The 17,937-nt window shown below is 40.8% G+C and carries 14 protein-coding genes; 13 read left to right on the top strand and 1 reads right to left on the bottom strand.

Going from position 1 to position 17,937, the window contains the following annotated elements:
- The first annotated feature begins 12 nt into the window (after window positions 1–12).
- The 13 genes from QQK05_RS05945 (at window position 13) to QQK05_RS05885 (ending at window position 16,945) form a co-directional block, all read left to right on the top strand.
- A complete protein-coding gene (locus QQK05_RS05945) occupies window positions 13–1,281 on the top strand; it encodes an HD domain-containing phosphohydrolase (protein ID WP_284296635.1) in 1,269 nt (422 codons plus the stop codon).
- Complete coding sequence (locus QQK05_RS05940; RefSeq protein ID WP_284296634.1) at window positions 1,278–2,687, top strand: sigma-54-dependent transcriptional regulator; 1,410 nt, start codon at window positions 1,278–1,280, stop codon at window positions 2,685–2,687. Before QQK05_RS05945 ends, QQK05_RS05940 begins: the two co-directional genes overlap by 4 nt.
- A gap of 171 nt (window positions 2,688–2,858) precedes the next feature.
- A complete protein-coding gene (locus QQK05_RS05935) occupies window positions 2,859–3,302 on the top strand; it encodes a hypothetical protein (RefSeq protein WP_284296633.1) in 444 nt (147 codons plus the stop codon).
- 330 nt (window positions 3,303–3,632) lie between these two features.
- Entirely contained in the window at window positions 3,633–6,404 is a 2,772-nt protein-coding gene (locus tag QQK05_RS05930) for a hypothetical protein (RefSeq protein ID WP_284296632.1), read from the top strand.
- A gap of 187 nt (window positions 6,405–6,591) precedes the next feature.
- A complete protein-coding gene (locus QQK05_RS05925) occupies window positions 6,592–9,246 on the top strand; it encodes a TonB-dependent receptor domain-containing protein (protein ID WP_284296631.1) in 2,655 nt (884 codons plus the stop codon).
- A 304-nt stretch (window positions 9,247–9,550) separates the two neighbouring features.
- A complete protein-coding gene (locus QQK05_RS05920; RefSeq protein ID WP_284296630.1) occupies window positions 9,551–10,318 on the top strand; it encodes a DUF3450 domain-containing protein in 768 nt (255 codons plus the stop codon).
- A gap of 10 nt (window positions 10,319–10,328) precedes the next feature.
- The gene (locus QQK05_RS05915) at window positions 10,329–11,696 is read left to right on the top strand and encodes a MotA/TolQ/ExbB proton channel family protein (protein WP_284296629.1); all 1,368 of its coding nucleotides are present in this window, start codon (window positions 10,329–10,331) and stop codon (window positions 11,694–11,696) included.
- Between the two features lie 3 nt (window positions 11,697–11,699).
- Complete coding sequence (locus QQK05_RS05910; RefSeq protein ID WP_284296628.1) at window positions 11,700–12,227, top strand: MotA/TolQ/ExbB proton channel family protein; 528 nt, start codon at window positions 11,700–11,702, stop codon at window positions 12,225–12,227.
- A gap of 261 nt (window positions 12,228–12,488) precedes the next feature.
- Complete coding sequence (locus tag QQK05_RS05905) at window positions 12,489–12,902, top strand: ExbD/TolR family protein (protein WP_193021787.1); 414 nt, start codon at window positions 12,489–12,491, stop codon at window positions 12,900–12,902.
- Between the two features lie 5 nt (window positions 12,903–12,907).
- Window positions 12,908–13,567: an energy transducer TonB gene (locus QQK05_RS05900; RefSeq protein WP_284296627.1), complete on the top strand. Its 660-nt coding sequence runs from the start codon at window positions 12,908–12,910 to the stop codon at window positions 13,565–13,567.
- 19 nt (window positions 13,568–13,586) lie between these two features.
- Window positions 13,587–14,897 (top strand): tetratricopeptide repeat protein, encoded by a 1,311-nt coding sequence (locus tag QQK05_RS05895; RefSeq protein ID WP_284296626.1) that lies wholly within the window; start codon window positions 13,587–13,589, stop codon window positions 14,895–14,897.
- Window positions 14,898–15,005: 108 nt separating this feature from the next.
- Window positions 15,006–15,401: a hypothetical protein gene (locus QQK05_RS05890; RefSeq protein ID WP_284296625.1), complete on the top strand. Its 396-nt coding sequence runs from the start codon at window positions 15,006–15,008 to the stop codon at window positions 15,399–15,401.
- 104 nt (window positions 15,402–15,505) lie between these two features.
- Window positions 15,506–16,945: a DEAD/DEAH box helicase gene (locus QQK05_RS05885; protein ID WP_284296624.1), complete on the top strand. Its 1,440-nt coding sequence runs from the start codon at window positions 15,506–15,508 to the stop codon at window positions 16,943–16,945.
- Between the two features lie 13 nt (window positions 16,946–16,958).
- Here the strand turns inward: QQK05_RS05885 and cobA are convergent, their stop codons facing one another.
- Window positions 16,959–17,756 carry a uroporphyrinogen-III C-methyltransferase gene (cobA, locus tag QQK05_RS05880; protein ID WP_284296623.1) on the bottom strand — a complete coding sequence of 266 codons (798 nt, stop codon included), beginning with the start codon at window positions 17,754–17,756 and terminating at the stop codon, window positions 16,959–16,961.
- Window positions 17,757–17,937: the final 181 nt, after the last annotated feature.

The following is a 17,937-nucleotide window of genomic DNA, read 5'->3' as shown; positions in this document are numbered from 1 at the left end:
GCGGGAACTTGGATGCTACCTTCAATATTTTTAGTGGACGATGAAATTGAAATTATTAATGCGCTCAAACGCGTGCTAATGGGTAAATTTGAAGTTCACGGCTATACGGACCCACAACAAGCACTCGATGACTTTGAAAAACATCCAAGCCATATCTTTGTCAGTGATATGCAAATGCCCCACATGACGGGGGCGGAGTTGTTGACCCAAATAGCTCAGCTTAACGAGTCGACAAAGCGCGTAATATTGACGGGGTATGCCGATTTAGAGCTTGCAGAAGCAGCAATTAATCAAGGTAAAGTGTGTTGTTACATTGCAAAGCCATGGGACAATAAGAAATTAGTCAAGCAGCTTAATAAACTGGTCAAAGAAATAAAGTCTGAACGAAAGCAACGAAATGCGATTAAACAGCTTAGCGATGATAAAAAGAAGCTAGCCTCGTTGCAGAAGAATATTTCAATTGTAAATGAGCAATCAGATCAACAGTTGACTGATTTAAAAGAAATGAATTACCAATTACTGCATGTCGGTGCGGATCTTGTCAGCTTTTTCAGCCAAGAAAGCGATCATCAAAGTGCGCGGGTTGCAGACCAAGCTAAGTTAGTTGCTAAACGTATGGCAATGACACCAGCTGAATGCCAGCAAGTTTATTTAGCTGGTTTATATCACAAGATTGGAAGTTTTGGCGTACCCGATGAGTTGCTCTATAAAGGCTGGCAACAAATGACGGACACTCAAAAATCCATATGGGCTAAATTTGCTGTTAGTTCGGCAAGTTTATTACGTGGTGCAAAATTACTCGCACCAAGCGCCGATATTATTAGTCACTTATTTGAACATGTAGACGGTACCGGTTTTCCTGATGGCCTTGCTGGCGATGATATTCCTATGGGAAGTAAGATACTTTCTGTAGTACTGTATTATGACCTTCTTGTACGTGGCGACTTTGTTAAAGAGCCGGTAAGTCACTCAGAAGCGGTTGTTATTATTAATAAATTGGCTGGTCGGTTATTTGACAGGCAAGTTACAAAGACCTTTTTTGCGCTTATTGAAAACCCGTCAGAGCAAGAACATTTTGAACGTATCATGACAGCAAGAGAACTAGCGGTGAATATGGTTTTATCTCAAGACGTATTTGATGAAAATGAACGAAAATTATTAATAAAGGACACCCAGATAACAGCCAAAACAATAGATCAAATAGCTACATTTCAGCAAAGCTCAAAACAAAAATTGGTGTTTTATGTGGAATGGGGTAAATCATTAGGAGGTCAAGAATGACAACAGAAAATGAAATGCCACTCGTTGTCATTGTCGATGATGAGCGTGAAATTTGTGCAGCGTTAAAACGCTGTTTAATCAGATTGCCTGCACAAATCGAAACTTTTACTTCACCTCGGCAGGCATTAAACCTGATTAAACAACAGCAGCCTGCTGTTATTGTATCGGATCAGAGAATGCCTGATATCGATGGCTATAGCTTATTGAAAGAAGTTAAAGATCTCTGGCCCGAATCTACTCGCATTATGTTAAATGCGTATCAAGATTTTGACCAAGTATCACAGAGTTTCAATGAAGGTATTATCGATAAATTTATAGCAAAGCCATGGAAAAATGCTGAGCTAATCTTTGCTGTGGAAAGTGTTGTATTAGATCAAGCACAACCGATAGAGTCCGCTACAAGCGGGTCACACAAAAGTAGCAATATAGTAGGCGATAGTGAAGGAATGCTTTCGCTGAAACAACAAATTAGCGTGGCAGCCGGTGCTAACGTTCCTATATTTGTTCATGGCGAAACCGGGACCGGTAAAGAGCTCGTGGCCAATGAATGCCATTTAGCTAGTGCAAGAAAACAAAACGCTTTTATTGCAGTTAACTGTGCCAATTTTTCAGAAAACTTGATTGAGGCACAATTATTTGGCGCCGTAAAAGGCGCGTATACTGGCGCTGTTACTGATACTCAAGGTATTTTTGCTCAAGCTGATGGTGGTACTGTGTTTCTTGATGAGATAACAACCCTACCACTAGCGATACAAGCAAAGTTGTTACGTGTACTGCAAGAGCGCGAATATACTCCATTAGGAAGTACAAAACTTATTAGCTTTGATAGTCAAATTGTCAGTGCTTCATCGGTTAAACTATCTGATGCTGTAAAATCGGGTGAATTTAGAGAGGATTTGTTTTATCGCCTAAATGTCATTCCTTTGTCCATACCTCCTCTAAGAGATAGAAGTACTGACAAGCTAGCGCTTGCAAAATATTTCTTAGAAAAATATTCGAGAGAGCAGGGCAAGTCTTTTACAGGGTTTTCTCAAGATGCGATCAGTTACATCAACAACTACGCATGGCCTGGCAATGTGCGTCAGATGGAAAATACGATCCATGGTGCTTGTATTATGAATACAGGTGAGCAAATAACCCAGTCAATGCTAGATAGTATTTTAAAAGAACACGTTAGTTTTGAACAAAATCAACCTCAAGTTGAGCCACAGTCTATTTCGTCAGGCACTACACCAACCTCACTCAACAATACCGCAAATGTTGATGAAGACATCCTTCCTTTAGCGGATGTAGAGCGAAAAGCCATTGAGAGTGCGATAGAGAAATGCCAAGGAAATATTTCCCAAGCCGCAGCGTTATTGAAAGTTAACCCCTCAACAATTTACCGCAAAATGCAAAAATGGTGATGTAGTAAACTTACATAAGCCGTATCTCTTGGAGCGAATTTATCACTGAATTCGTATTCAAAAACCTATTTTTGTAATTTTATTACGAAATCTATTTACATTGAGTTTTTGGTTAGTATAATTGCTCTAAATCGCGAGATAGCCAGTTTATTAATAGTTTTAGAGGTCATTATGAAAAAGTTATTTGCATTAGTTGTTGCATCAATCGTTAGTTCGCAAGCATTTGCACTTTCATCAAACGTGAAAATGGTTGCCTTAGATGATTCAGAGGCTACTAACCTTTGTATCGTTGCAGCTGAAAAAGGACTAAAAGAAGCAAAACGTGTTGCTGTTAAGCACTTTGCTGATGCAGAACGTGAAATTTCACGCATGACGTGTAATGGTGTTAGCCTTAAACGTTTTGCAACAAAAGTGCAAAACAAGGCGTTACCACCAAAAGTAGAAGCACAAAAAATTGTTAAATTTGTACCTGCCATTAACGATGACGCGTCGAACTTGTGTATTACCGCTTTGCACCAGGGCATTGAAGCGATTACCGATCAAAAAGTTTTAGATGATTTGTACTGTAATGGCGTAATCGTGACTAAGTTCGCGAAATACAACGCGCCAAAATAGGTTTTCAGTTTAAGTTCTTCGGTACTAGGAGTCGTTCCCACCCAACTTTGTATCGAAAGTTACATAGCTGATTAATTACCGCCTTTTTACTGTCACAGTAATAGGCGGTATTTTTTTGCGTGTAATAAAAGTGTCATCATAACAGTCCCTTATAACATCGGTTGTCCCAACCGTTTGTCATCTGTTTGTAAACTTCGTGAAATAAAAAATAAATATTTCCAAAACATTTTTGTCATTTTTGCTCCGTAGCATGGCGTCCAAAATTTTAATAACAAAAATTTACATTTAGTAACTTTTAATAACTTAGACATGCTGCGGAGCATAACAAAAATGAAAATGATGGATATTTTTAAAGTAAGCGCTGTTTCAAGTGCATTAATACTTGCCGGTTGTGGTGGTGACATCAATTTGGAGTCAAACGTTGATAACTCTGTTGGTGATACTATCATCAATAATCCAGAGCCAACTAACCCTACAAATCCTACGGATGACTTAGCAGGTACGCCAAACACGACACTAAGTGCAGAGGTTAGCGCAGTATTAGGTACTGACGTTTATGTTCAAAATATTTCTAGCAAACTTACTGAAAACACAACATTAGTTGCAAGCGTGGAAGGCACTCCAGTGTTTTACGCAATTGATGGTGCACTTGAAGTTGGTGAAGCGGATACGTCTGTAACGTTAACCATTGAACCAGGTGCAGTAGTTTTTGGTAACTCAGGTAGCGACTACGTTGTTGTTCACCGTGGTTCAAAAATCATGGCAGAGGGTACAGCACAAGATCCAATCATTTTCACTTCATTACAAGATGTTAAAGGTGAAGAGACAACAGCTGGTCAATGGGGTGGTTTAGTTATTTTAGGTAACGCACCATCAAATAAATGTCCTTCAGATGGCAGTGAATGTGCGCTTCAAGTTGAAGGCGTTGAAGAAGGTGCTGTGTTCGGTGGTACTGACTGGGAAGACAATTCAGGTGTTCTGAAATACGTTGTTGTTAAATACGCTGGTTACGAAATTGCACCAGACAATGAATTAAATGGTGTGACATTTGGTGGTGTTGGTTCAGGTACTGAAGTTGACTACTTACAAGTTCATGCGAACGCTGACGATGGTGTTGAGTTCTTCGGTGGTGCTGTTGATGTTAAACACTTGGTTCTTACAGGCAACAAAGATGACTCTGTAGACTGGGATAATGGTTACCGTGGTCGTTTACAGCACGTATTTATCCAACACGATGTAAATGCTGGTGAAGCTAACCGTGCGATTGAAGCTGATAATGATGGTTCTACACCAGACAAAGAGCCTCAATCAAACCCTACAATTGCAAACATGACAATTATGGGCAACAACTTTGATACGTCTGATAAAGACTCAGAAGGTATTTACTTACGTGAAGGTACAGCGGGTAAGTTCTACAACGTTGTAATCACAGGCCCTGAAGAAATGGGTGAATGTCTAGAGTTTGAAGGTGGCGATACGTCATCAGTAACTGTTGATAACGCGACATCTGGCAAAATCGTTTTCCAAAACTCAGTGATGGCTTGTTCAAACGGCGAAAACTTTAAAAATGCGAAAGCGGCAGATGATTCAACGTTATTAGACCTTGAAGCATGGTTCCTAGCTGAAGATTCAAACAGTGTAAGCACGTCAATTTTAATTGATAATCACGGTGTTCCAGATTCAAACTCTTCATTATTAGGTGCTGGCCAAGACGCTTCAGCAGTCGATGCATGGTTTGATGCAACAGATTACGTGGGCGCTTTTGATGGTAGCAACGACTGGCGCGACGGTTGGGCATTTGGCTTTGGTGGCGGTGTTGTAACAGCTGAAGCACCTGTTGAAGGTTGTCCAATGGGCACTACTGCTATCACGTCTGTTGGCGGTCAATCTGCTTGTGAAATCTCTGGTACGCTTTCGGCTGATGTTCGCCTTACTGCAAACAATATATACGCACTTAACGGCCCAGTATTTGTTGGTGAAGACAAAGCTAACTCAGCAACGTTAACAATCGATGCTGGTGTGACTATCTTTGGTCGCTCAGGTAACGATTACATAGTGGTAAGCCGTGACTCAAAAATTGAAGCAAATGGTACCTCTGCTAACCCAATTACATTCACTTCAAGCCAAGATGTTAATGGCGAAGAAACAGGTTCAGGCCAGTGGGGCGGTATCGTATTACTTGGTAATGCTCCGTCTAACAAGTGTCCTACTGACGGTAGTGCATGTGCACTTCAAGTAGAAGGTGTTGAAGAAGGTGCTGTATTCGGCGGCACTGACTGGAATGATAATTCAGGTACGTTACGTTATGTCGTTGTTAAGCACGCAGGTTATGAAATTGCACCAGACAACGAATTAAACGGTATTACGTTTGGTGGTGTTGGCGCAGCAACAACTGTTGAATACATCCAAGTTCATGAAAACGCAGATGACGGTGTTGAGTTCTTCGGTGGTGCAGTAAATGCGAAATACGTTGTGTTAACTGCGAACAAAGATGACTCAGTAGACTGGGATAATGGTTACCGCGGTAACATGCAGTATGTATTAGTTAAGCATGCAGACAACGACGGTGAAGCTAACCGTGCGATTGAAGCTGATAACGATGGTTCAACGCCAGGCAAGGATCCACAGTCAAACCCAACGATCGCAAACATGACGATTATTGGTAATGGCTTCGATACGGCTGACAAAGATTCAGAAGGTATCTACTTACGTGAAGGTACTCGCGCACAATTACACAACTTTGTTGTAACTGGTGGTGCTGGTATGGGTGAGTGTTTCGAGCTTGAAGCTGGTTTAACGGTAGACCAAGCGATTGCTGGCGATACAATCATTACTAACTCAGTATTTGCTTGTGATGAAAACTTCAAAAACACTGAAGATTCAAGTAGCTCAGCGTTTGATTTAGGCAACTGGGTAACTAACCTAATGATGAACAACTCAACACAAGACAACATTAGTGATGTGTTAAGTGGTATCTACACGACTGACGCGACTGAAGCATACGACTTTGGTGCAAGCACTTTCTTTGATAATGCATCTCACATCGGTGCGGTTACTGCCGACAACGATTGGACTGCTGGTTGGACTGTAGGTTTAGAGTAAGCCTACGTCTGGTTAAGCCACTACCAGGAGGTAGTGGCTTAACATTTTAACAATACCTAGCGATAGGTGTAGTTAATACCCACTAACAATAAATAACCTATTAGAAAAGACAGTCCATAACTACCATGCATTGATTAATAACGCGTTTTGAATGGCTTATTAATGAATCATAGTAACGAGGTTAGAGATGAAAAATATAACCAATCGTTTTAGCTTATCTAGCATTACACTAGCGCTTCTTACAGGATTAAGTGCCAATGCCGTTGCTCAGGAAGCTGCAAACGAAGAAGAGCTTGCCATTGAAGAAGTTGTTGTAAAAGCAAGCCGACTAAAAGGCACCGCAAGTGCTGTAATTGAAGAAAGAAAAAACCAAGCATTTGTTGCTGATATTTTGGGTGCAGAACAAATTTCAAGAACGGGTGATAGTGATGCTGCCGCGGCTCTTCGCCGTGTGACTGGCCTTACGTTGGTTGATGGTAAATTCATTTATGTTCGTGGCTTAGGTGAGCGATACTCAAGTACTCAGCTAAACGGCTCATATGTACCAAGTCCAGACCCTACACGTACGGTTATTCCATTAGATTTATTTCCGTCATCAATTATTGAATCATTATCCGTCCAAAAATCATACTCTCCATCAATGCCAGCGCATTTTGGTGGTGGTAATGTTGATATCCGCCTAAAAACCATCCCATCTGATTTCGTTTTCAATATGTCAGGTAATATTGGTGGTAATACAGATAACTTGGGTGAAGGCTTTGGTTATGCTGGTGGCGATGATGACTGGAAAGGTTTAGACGATGGAACACGCGCAGCACCGCAAGCATTAAAAGACTTGTGGTCAAGCTACCAAGGTCTAGGCAGTATCTCTCAAGATGAAAACCGTCAAATTGCGGCTGATATGAACCGCGATTATGACCCGGTAGAAGATGAAGTTGATTTAGATTACGGCGTTGATTTAACCATTGGTAATCGTGCCGATTTCGATGACCATCGCATTGGTTTCCTTGCCGCAATTTCATATGACAACGAATATCAATACAGTGAGCTGTATGAAGGTCAGGATTTTCGTTCAAATCAGGATGAGTCTTGGTCACTTGTTCGTGGTTTTGATGACGTTAAGTCAACGGAACATACGGTTAAATGGTCAGGAATGTTTAACGTTGGTTTTGAATACCAAAAAAACCACCGTTTAGACGTATCATCACTGATTTTACACGATACGGTTGATGAGATTAAAGACAAGTTAGGTAATACCAACAACGTATTATTAAGTGATGGTTTACGTGTTCGTGATACAGAAGTGATCTACGAAGAGCGTGAAATGATCGCGAATCAAATCCGTGGTACACACAACTTTCCAGAGCTAGGATTTTTAGGCTTCGACTGGAAGTACTCTGATGCGCGCTCGGAGCGTTTAGCACCAGGAAATATTGAAACACGCTACATTATTGCTGATGAGAATGAAGACGGTGTTTTTGACTTGCTTAACGAAAGCTCTTTACGTCGAGCGACAACGGCATCACGTTACTCGTTCCAGACGCTAAATGATGAAGTTGAAAACTACGGTTACAACTTCTCGTTGCCAATCATGCTCGATAACATGGAAATTGAGTTAAAGGCGGGTGGTGACTTTGTTGAGAAAAATCGACAAGCATTTGCGCGTCGTATTGATGTCAATACTTTAGCGTTTAATGGCGTTGATTTTTCAGGTCACAAAATGAATGACATCCTAACCGATGACATCATTCTAAACGCAGATTTAAACGGCAATGAAACGATTATTCGTGATACATCAGTGGACGGCGATGACTATTTCGCTGCTCAAATGATTGATGCTTACTATTTTGAAGCCGATGTGTTTATTGATCAACAATGGCGAATCAGCGGTGGTGCTCGTTATGAAGACTTCCGTCAAGTTGTTGCTGGCCTGAAGCCTTCTACAGGTGAATTTGATTTACCGTCTGATTTAAATGATCTAGCGTTCCAGCAAGATGAATGGTTTCCTGCTGTAGCGTTAACGTATATTCCATCTTCGGAAATGCAATATCGTTTTTCTTACGGTCAAACAACGGTTCGTCCAGATTTACGTGAAGTTGCACCTACTACTTACTTGGATCCGTTAACTGGCTATCCTGTGCGTGGTACGCCGGGCTTAAATGCAACAGACATGAAAAACTACGACCTTCGTTGGGAATGGTACATGGACACCGGGGAAAATCTATCGGTTGGTTTATTCTACAAAGATATGGTTAACCCGATTGAATCTGTACAATCACCAGCGCAGGATGGTCCACCACTTATCGTTATGGCTAACGCTAATGACGGTAATGTTTACGGTGTTGAAGTAGATTTTATGAAGGACTTTACGTTCTTAGCTGACTCTCTTGGCGAATGGGCTGACAGTTTCTTTATTTCAGGTAACGTTACATTAAGTGATTCAGAAATAAATATTGATACTCAACGTGTTGTCGATCAAACGGGTGTGTCAGCAGCGATTACGAATACGTCACGTCGAATGACAGGCCATTCTGAGTACGTTGTTAACTTAAACCTAGGCTTTGATGCACCAAACGGTAATCACTCAGCAACATTAGCTTACAACGTATTTGGTGATCGTATCATTATACCTGGTATTGAAGGTCAAGATGATAAGTACGAGCAGCCGTTCCATTCTTTAGATTTAGTGTACACCTACTACCCAACGTACTCGACTACGTTGAAGTTCAAAGTGCAAAACTTGCTAGATCAGAAAAAAGAAATAGAGTTTTCAGATACATTGTTCCGATCTGAAACAAAAGGTATTGGCTTTGATATTCAATTCAAATGGGATTTTGAATAGCCTGTACTGTTAAGACTAAAAAAGGCAGCGCTAAACCGCTGCCTTTTTGTTTTCTATGCGAAGAAAAATCAGCAAAATTGCATCTCGTTTTTCTCTTATCTTACGCTCAAATAAACGTCATAAATCCTTAATAAATGTCAAAAAATTGCAACTGTTTTGTCATTTAATAAAGTTGCAATATAGCTGAAACTTTATTGTCACATTTCGCCTTTAGAATTTTGCCCCATAACAAAAGCGCTAAAAGTTTTTAGATATTTTTACACTTTAAGTGCTGTAATTTTTGCAAATCAATCTAGGGTTTACTATGAAATTGTCTAAGCTAGCCTTTGCAACTGCACTTATGGGTGCAAGTTGTAGCCTTTCGCTTAATGCTGCGCAATCAACAGATGTACAGGATGTTGTAAAAGCAGGCCAAAAAATTAACCAATCAGCTGATACGTCTCAAAAGAAGATCGATAAAATTAGCGACCAAATTCAAACCAAGTTACAGCAATTCAAAACAGTTAATAAAGAAATTGATGGTTTGAATGTTTATAACGGTCAAATGCAAAAGCAGATTGATAATCAGTTAGCTGAACTAGCAGACATCGCTAATTCGATGGAGCAGGTTAGCATCATTGAACGTCAAATTTCACCATTAATGGCACGTATGATTTCAACGTTAGAAGCCTTTGTTTCATTAGATGTACCATTTCTTGCCGAAGAACGTGCTAAGCGCCTAGAGAGTTTAAATAGCATGATGGAACGCGCTGATATTGCGGTTTCAGAGAAGTTCCGTCGTGTATTAGAGGCTTATCAAATCGAAGTTGACTACGGTCGCACAATTGAAGCGTACAGCGGTCTTCTTGACATTAACGGTCAAGAACAGAATGTCGACTTCTTACGTATCGGTCGTGTGAGCTACATATATCAGACGCGAGATGGCTCTGAACTGGGGATGTGGAACCAAGAAACTAAAAAATGGGAAGCATTACCTGCTAGCTATCGCACTGATATTAGTAAAGCATTTCGTATTGCAAAGAAACAGCTTGCTCCTGATTTAGTTGTTGTTCCATTAAATGTTAGCGAATAAGGAAAAACTCATGAAATTTACATTTAATAAAAAGACCTTATTGGCGAGTGTGGCAATGATTGCGTTAAGCTTCGGTGCACAAGCAAATGAAGCTAAAAATTTGGATGAATTACTTAGCCAATTGGCACAAGGCCAAATAGCTCAAACAGAACAAAATAAATCGCGTGAAGCTGAATTTGTAGCCCGTAAATCAGAACAAGAAGCTTTATTAAAGCAAGCGGTTAATGAGCGTAACAATCAAATTAGCTTAAGCACACAACTCGAAAATCAATTCCAAGATAATGAGTTAGCACTTGCTAATCAAACTGATGCATTAAACAAACGTTTGGGTGAATTAAAAGAACTTTTTGGTGTATTACAGCAAGTTGCAGGCGACACCAAAAGCAAATTCCAAAACTCAGTAATTTCAGCTGAGATTCCTGGTCGCGATGTCTTTTTAGATGAATTTGCGCAATCTATGGGCTCAACATCTAAACTCGCATCAATTGAAGAGATTGAAAAACTGTGGTTTGAGTTACAACGTGAAATGACACAAAGTGGCAAGATCGCAAGTTTCCAACGTGAGATTGTGTTAGCTGATGGCTCGAAGACAACTGCTGATGTAAAACGCGTAGGTAGCTTCAACTTAGTCTCTGATGGCAAATACTTAGAGTATATCAATGAGACAGGCTCTGTTGCTGAACTGATTCGTCAACCTGTAAACCGATACTTAGATAGCGCAGCAGATTTAACATCTACGACCAATGGTCAAGTAGCATTTTCGTTAGACCCAACGGGAGGTTCTATTTTGAGCCTACTTATTCAAGCGCCAAGTGATCGTGAGCGTGTCGACCAAGGTGGCCCTGTAGGTTACGTGATTTTAGCCATTGGTTTGGTTGGTTTATTGATTGCAATTGAGCGTTTTATTTCTCTGTTCTTGATTGGCGCCAAAGTTAACCGTCAATTGAAAACCAAAGAAGCTCGCGACGATAACCCGTTAGGTCGAGTGTTGAAAGTAAAAGAGCAATACCCTGATGCAGACACTGAAACATTGGAGTTAAAACTTTCTGAATCAATTTTACGTGAAGTTCCTAAATTACAGTCACGATTAACGATCATTAAAATCATCTCTGTGGTTGCACCGCTTATCGGTTTATTAGGTACAGTAACGGGTATGATCAATACCTTCCAAGCAATTACTTTATTCGGTACAGGCGACCCTAAATTAATGGCTGGCGGTATCTCTCAGGCACTTGTTACTACGGTACTTGGTCTAGTTGTTGCGATTCCTATGGTGTTTATTTCAACGTTACTCAACACACGTAGTAAAGGCATTATCAACATCCTTCAACAGCAAAGTGCTGGCATTATTGCAAATCGTAGCGAGAAGGGAGCATAACCCATGATTTTGTTCATCGACATGATGAATAGTATCCGTGAGTTTCTCGACACTGGCGGTCAAGTATTGACCGTCATTGCCGGCGTCATAGCGCTAATGTGGTTGTTAATCTTCGAGCGATTGGCCTTTGTGTTATTCGGTTATCGTTCGATGAAAAGCACCATCATTAATAACTGGTTTGCAAGAGAAGAGCGAGGTTCTTGGAACGCAGAACAGATTAGATTGGCGACCGTGTCGAAAGCTTCATCAGAACTCAATCATAATATCGCGTTGATTCAATCACTTGTTGTACTGTGCCCACTACTAGGTTTATTGGGCACAGTAACCGGTATGATTGAGGTTTTTGATGTTATGGCGATATCTGGTAGCGGTAATGCTCGCTCAATGGCATCAGGCGTTTCTCGAGCGACGATTCCTACCATGGCTGGCATGGTTGGCAGTTTGTCGGGAGTATTTATGGTGACGTACTTTCAGCGTTATGCAAAACGCCAAACGGAACTATTAGAAGATAAATTATTGATGCAACACTAGTTGAACATGCTAACCAATCAGGCTGGTTTTGCTACTTTTGTATTTGCTGATTGAGCCATTAAACCTCAATTACCAAAAAGCAGTAGCCTGAAGGTTTGGCTAAAAGCGCTTTACTCTTTGTTGTGAGGGGATTTGCTTAGATTACTAGGCGACACACCTCACGCCTCGATTAAAACGCTTTTATCTCAAACAAAACTCAACCTGAAAAGGTCAGCATGCTCAACACTGTATCTAAAATACAAAAATATTAAGGACTTAAACATGCGTTCACAATTAGCAAAAGTCATTCACGAAGCAGAAGAAGCAGAAGAAATTAACATGACGCCAATGCTTGATGTTGTATTCATTCTTCTTATTTTCTTCATTGTTACTGCATCTTTCGTAAAAGAGGCAGGTATTGATGTAAACCGTCCAGAAGCGGCTACTGCAGTGAAAAAAGAGCGAGCAAATATCTTAGTTGCGATTAGCGATAAAGGTGAGATTTGGATCAATAAACGTCGTGTTGACGTACGCACCGTTCAAGCAAATATCGAACGATTAAAAGCGGAAAATCCACAAGGAACGGTGGTCATTCAAGCTGATAAAAAAGCAACGACTGACGTGCTTGTAAAGGTAATGGATTCTGCGCGCGCTGCTGGCGTTTACGATGTTTCAATAGCGGCGGATGAGGCGTAATCACTATGACAACGGCTGTTGAAGTAGCACCAAAAACGAGCGTTTTCTCAACTGCATTTGCACGCTATGCATTGGCGATTGGATTGGCAGTGAGTGTTACTTTCTTTTTGCTTTGGGGCATGCAGATACTGATAAAAGGTGGTAATGACGTATTAACGGATCCGCCTAAAGGTAACGTGCTTGATTTTATTCGCTTGAAACAAGAAGAAGCACCACAAAAGAAAGAACGAAAACCGCAAAAGCCACCAAAACCGCAAACACCTCCACCTCAGGTAGAGCCAATGCAGATGGCGAAAGCAAATCCAAATGCTAACGCCGTGAGTACTAGTTTTTCTGCTGACGTTCAAGCTGACACTGGTTTGTCGGGTGGTTTGAGTTTAGCGAGTTCTGATGGCGAATATTTACCGTTATTCAAAGTAGCGCCGATTTACCCACGTCGAGCTCAATCTCGTGGGATAGAAGGGTATGTCATTCTTGAGTTTACGGTAACAAAAAATGGTTCAGTAAGAGACCCTATTGTTGTTGAAGCTAAGCCAGAAGGGATATTTGACCGAGCAGCGATGGATGCAGCGCTGAAATTTAAGTATCGACCTCGTGTTGTCGACGGTCAGCCGATGGAAGTTGCAGGTGTTCAAAATAAAATAACGTTCGAAATTGATGGTTAAAGTGAGAAAACAGGAGCATATGATGAAAAGTCTAATGATTAAAAGTGTTATTGCAGGAGCGTTATTCGTAGCTCCTGCCGTTGCGAACTTTACTGTTTTCGAAGGCCATTTCGGTGCTGTAGCATTCGCGGAATCAACAAAAGCGACGACTAAAGTTCCTGCAATGCGCGACCGCGTATACACTCAGTTAGCTCGTGCGCAAAAGTTAAGTGACAATGGTGACAAAGCGGCCGGTTTTGAAGTACTTGATGAAGTAAAAAAGAAAATAAATAGCTTAAATAGTTATGAAAAAGCAATGCTTTGGAACTTTTATGGCTTTATGTATTACGCACAGGAAGATGTGCCAAATGCGATAAAGAGTTTCGAAAATGTTGTAGCACAGGACGCTATCCCTGAGACATTACGAGTAGCGACTTTATATTCTTTAGCTCAACTTGCTATGCAGAGCCAAGACTACGCAAAATCCCTCGATTTTTTAAATCAATGGCAGAAAGCCAACAACAAACCACTGGTGGCGAATCAACACATTTTGTTTGCACAAGTTTATTACCAAAATAAACAGTTTGGTGAAAGCATCGAGCATATCAACAATGCAGTTGACATGGCTGAAGCAAAAAATGAACTGCCAAAGGAGCATTGGTTGATTTTGCAGCGTGCTGCTTATTACGAGCTCAAGCAACCAGAAAACGTCACACAGGTAATCGAAAAGCTTGTTAAGCTTTATGAAAAGCCTCAATACTGGATTCAGTTGGCAGGTATGTACGGTGAAATTGGTCAAGAGAAAAAACAACTTGGTGCAATGGAAACCGCGTGGCAAGCAGGTTATATCACTAAACCTGGTGATATTGTGATGCTGGCGCAATTGTATTTGTACCAGCAACTTCCATATAAAGCGGCAAAAGTCTTAGATGATGCTATTGCGATGGGAACGGTTGTACCTGAAGAAAAGCATTACCTGCTTATTTCTCAAGCTTACATTCAAGCCAGAGAAGATGAAAAAGCAATTCCAGTACTGAAAAAAGCATCGGAAATCGCCGAACATGGCAAGTTCGACGCTCAACTTGCACAAACGTATTTGAATACAGAGAAATGGCAAGCAGCAGTTGATTATGCAAACAAGGCGATTGCCCGTGGCAAGCTAGATAACGAAGGTAACATGTTACTGGTGTTAGGAATGGCTCATTTCAATTTGCAACAGTTTGACAAGTCATTGACTGCTTTTGAGCAAGCTCAAGGTATTAAGTCAGCTGAAAAAATGGCGAAGCAATGGCACCGATATGTTAAGAAAGAGCAGGGATATCAAGAAAAGCTAGCAATGTTAAATGACTAATCGCTAGGTTTTATTCCATTTAAGTTTTAAAGGGCCAATTATTGGCCCTTTTTTATGTCTTGAAATGACACTATAATAACCACTGAGGTTGTACTTGAGTTTACAGAGTTGAATAGCTATTTTCCTGTCCATGGTTTATGCCATTACGCGATCGACGATAATATTGTCATTATCGATGCCAAGGGACCGTTTAATCTAGAGTTTTTTAAAGAGATGCATGCCGACTTGGTCAATTTTGTCATGGCAAATGCTAACTATAAAAACTTCGCGATTTTACTTATTATGCGTGGTGATACATTAGCTCTGCCTGATGCATTACAGTACCACGAAGAGCATGTGCGTAAGGGAACTGCGCGAGCGATTGCGGTAAATCTTACACATAGCCAGTATGCCACAACAACCGCGAAACAAATGCAAAAAGTGTATACGAGTGCTGGTCTAAAAAACGAAGTCTTTGACGATATAGAAGACGCCAAAAATTGGCTCAATAGTCATCTTGATTAATTGCTTGCACATATAAGCCCCTTCACGTATTCTTCACGCCCTTTTGCTAAATGGGCTATTATTTGAGCCTTAATAGCTTTATTTGTATCTGCTTGAGGCTTTAAATGACTTTTTCTTCCCTTAATTTATCACCAGAAATTTTAAAAGCGGTTGAAGAAAAAGGTTATACCAGTCCTTCGCCAATCCAAGAAAAAGCTATCCCTAAGGTTTTGCTTGGTAAAGACTTAATGGCTGCGGCACAAACAGGTACAGGAAAAACGGCCAGTTTTGTGCTGCCTATCTTGGAACAGCTTCATTCAAGTAATGACGCGCGTGTCACTCATAACCGAGTAAAAGTTTTAGTACTTACACCTACGCGTGAATTGGCTGCTCAAGTTGGTGAAAATGTTGAAACCTATGCTAAACACTTAAACGTAACAAGTACTGTGGTGTACGGTGGAGTTAAGATTAATCCACAAATGATGAGACTTAGAGCAGGTGTTGACATTTTGGTTGCCACGCCTGGCCGTTTACTCGATTTATTTGAGCAAAACGCCGTTAAGTTTGATGAGCTTAATACCTTGGTCTTGGACGAAGCAGACCGTATGCTTGATATGGGGTTTATTCGAGATATTCGAAAAATCATTAAATTATTGCCACAACAGCGACAAACGTTATTATTTTCGGCAACGTTCTCTCCTGAAATTAAAGAGCTCGCTAAAGGCGTTGTTGTCAAACCAACTGAAATTTCTGTAACACCTGAAAATACGACTGCTTCGACGATTGAACATTGGCTTGTGCCAACAGATAAAAAGAAAAAGCCAGCGTTACTTGCACATTTGATCAAACATGAAAATTGGTCACAAATATTGGTGTTTAGTCGAACAAAACATGGTGCCAATCGATTAGTGAGGTTTTTAGAGGCAAACGAGATTGAAGCGCTAGCAATTCATGGTAATAAAAGTCAGGGCGCTCGAAATAGAGCACTTCAAGCATTCAAAGATAAAACGATCCAAGTATTAGTGGCAACCGATATTGCCTCTCGTGGTATCGATATTACGCAACTTCCTATTGTTGTGAATTTTGACTTGCCAAATGTTCAAGAGGACTATGTTCATCGAATCGGTCGCACAGGCCGTGCAGGCGTTGATGGCCAAGCCATATCGCTTGTTAGTGCAGACGAGCTAGATCAATTGCAAGATATCGAATATGTCATTCAACAGCATATTGAGCGCCGTGAAATTCCTGGTTTTATTCCCCACAATCCATTACCTGAATCAAGAGCAATAAAACCATACAAAAAGAAGAAGCCGAAGAAACCTAAAAAGCCAAAGATTTCGAAAGATGCAACGCGAGAAAATAAAACAGACTCAGAACCGAAGAAGAAAAAAGCGGATTCAACTTCCCGTCACCGTAAGCCTAGAGATGGTGCGGGTAAGCAATCCCACTCCAAAGATGGGAAAGCGAATAGTCGCAGCGACGGCAAGAAGACTGGGGATCGCTCAAAGAAATATTCGTCAAAACCCAAAAACAAGCATCGTACTAACAAGCAAAACAAAGTATAGGATTATTGATAAATTAAGGGGTTAGGTAGCCAAGTCCTGTTAGCTGTTCTGGTTCAAAGGTATTAACAACATCGCCGATCATAATTAATGTTGGTGGTTTTACATTATGCTCGATGACGAGAGACTCAAGGTTTTCTAGCGTACCTTTAAAGACTTGTTGGTCTGGTTGCGTACCTTTTCTGATTAAAGCGGCTGGCGTCGTGATATCGCGACCAGCTTTGGTCAGTTGATCGACAATAATGGGTAAGCTTTTTACGCCCATATAAAAAACAACCGTCTGTTGTTTGTCATTTAACGTATGCCAAGGTAAATCCAGTTCACCATTTTCTTGAACATGGCCAGTGATAAAGGTACATGATCGAGCGACTTTACGGTGTGTCAGTGGAATACCGACATAACTAGAGCAGGCAGAAGCTGCGGTCATTCCTGGGACAATATGAACCGCTACGTTGTTAGCTAAGCAAAACTGTGCCTCTTCACCACCACGTCCAAAGACAAATGGATCGCCGCCTTTTAAGCGGACAACACGTTTATTTTGTTGTGCATGGTCAACGAGCAATTGGTTGATACCTTGCTGCGGTACACGGTGTTCGGCTTGCTTCTTACCCACATAAACACGTTCACAATGTTCAGGTACCAGTGCCATGATCTCATCGCTCACAAGTCGATCATAAATTACCACCTCGGCTTGTGAAATAAACCGAAAGGCCTGTAAGGTTAGTAAGTCAACGTCACCAGGGCCAGCGCCTACTAGGGCAACTTCACCGGCAGTAAACGCCTGTTTGTGCTGAGCGCTGGGTAAGCTTTTCATCTCTCTGTACCTTTTGCATCTATTTAGAATCTTTACTCTATGGTTAATATAACCATATCTTTTCTAAAAAGCACTATTTATTCTTTAATGTAATACATGATAAAAGTTTTACAGTGAGTTAACGTATTGGTTGTAGCGTGTTTTTTCTTTGCTTGATAATCTTAATTCATAAAAATAGTTT

It is taken from the genome of Thalassotalea loyana, from assembly GCF_030161435.1.
In the GTDB taxonomy this organism is placed as follows: Bacteria; Pseudomonadota; Gammaproteobacteria; order Enterobacterales; family Alteromonadaceae; genus Thalassotalea_G; species Thalassotalea_G loyana.
This window is presented reverse-complemented; position numbering and strand designations above follow the sequence as displayed.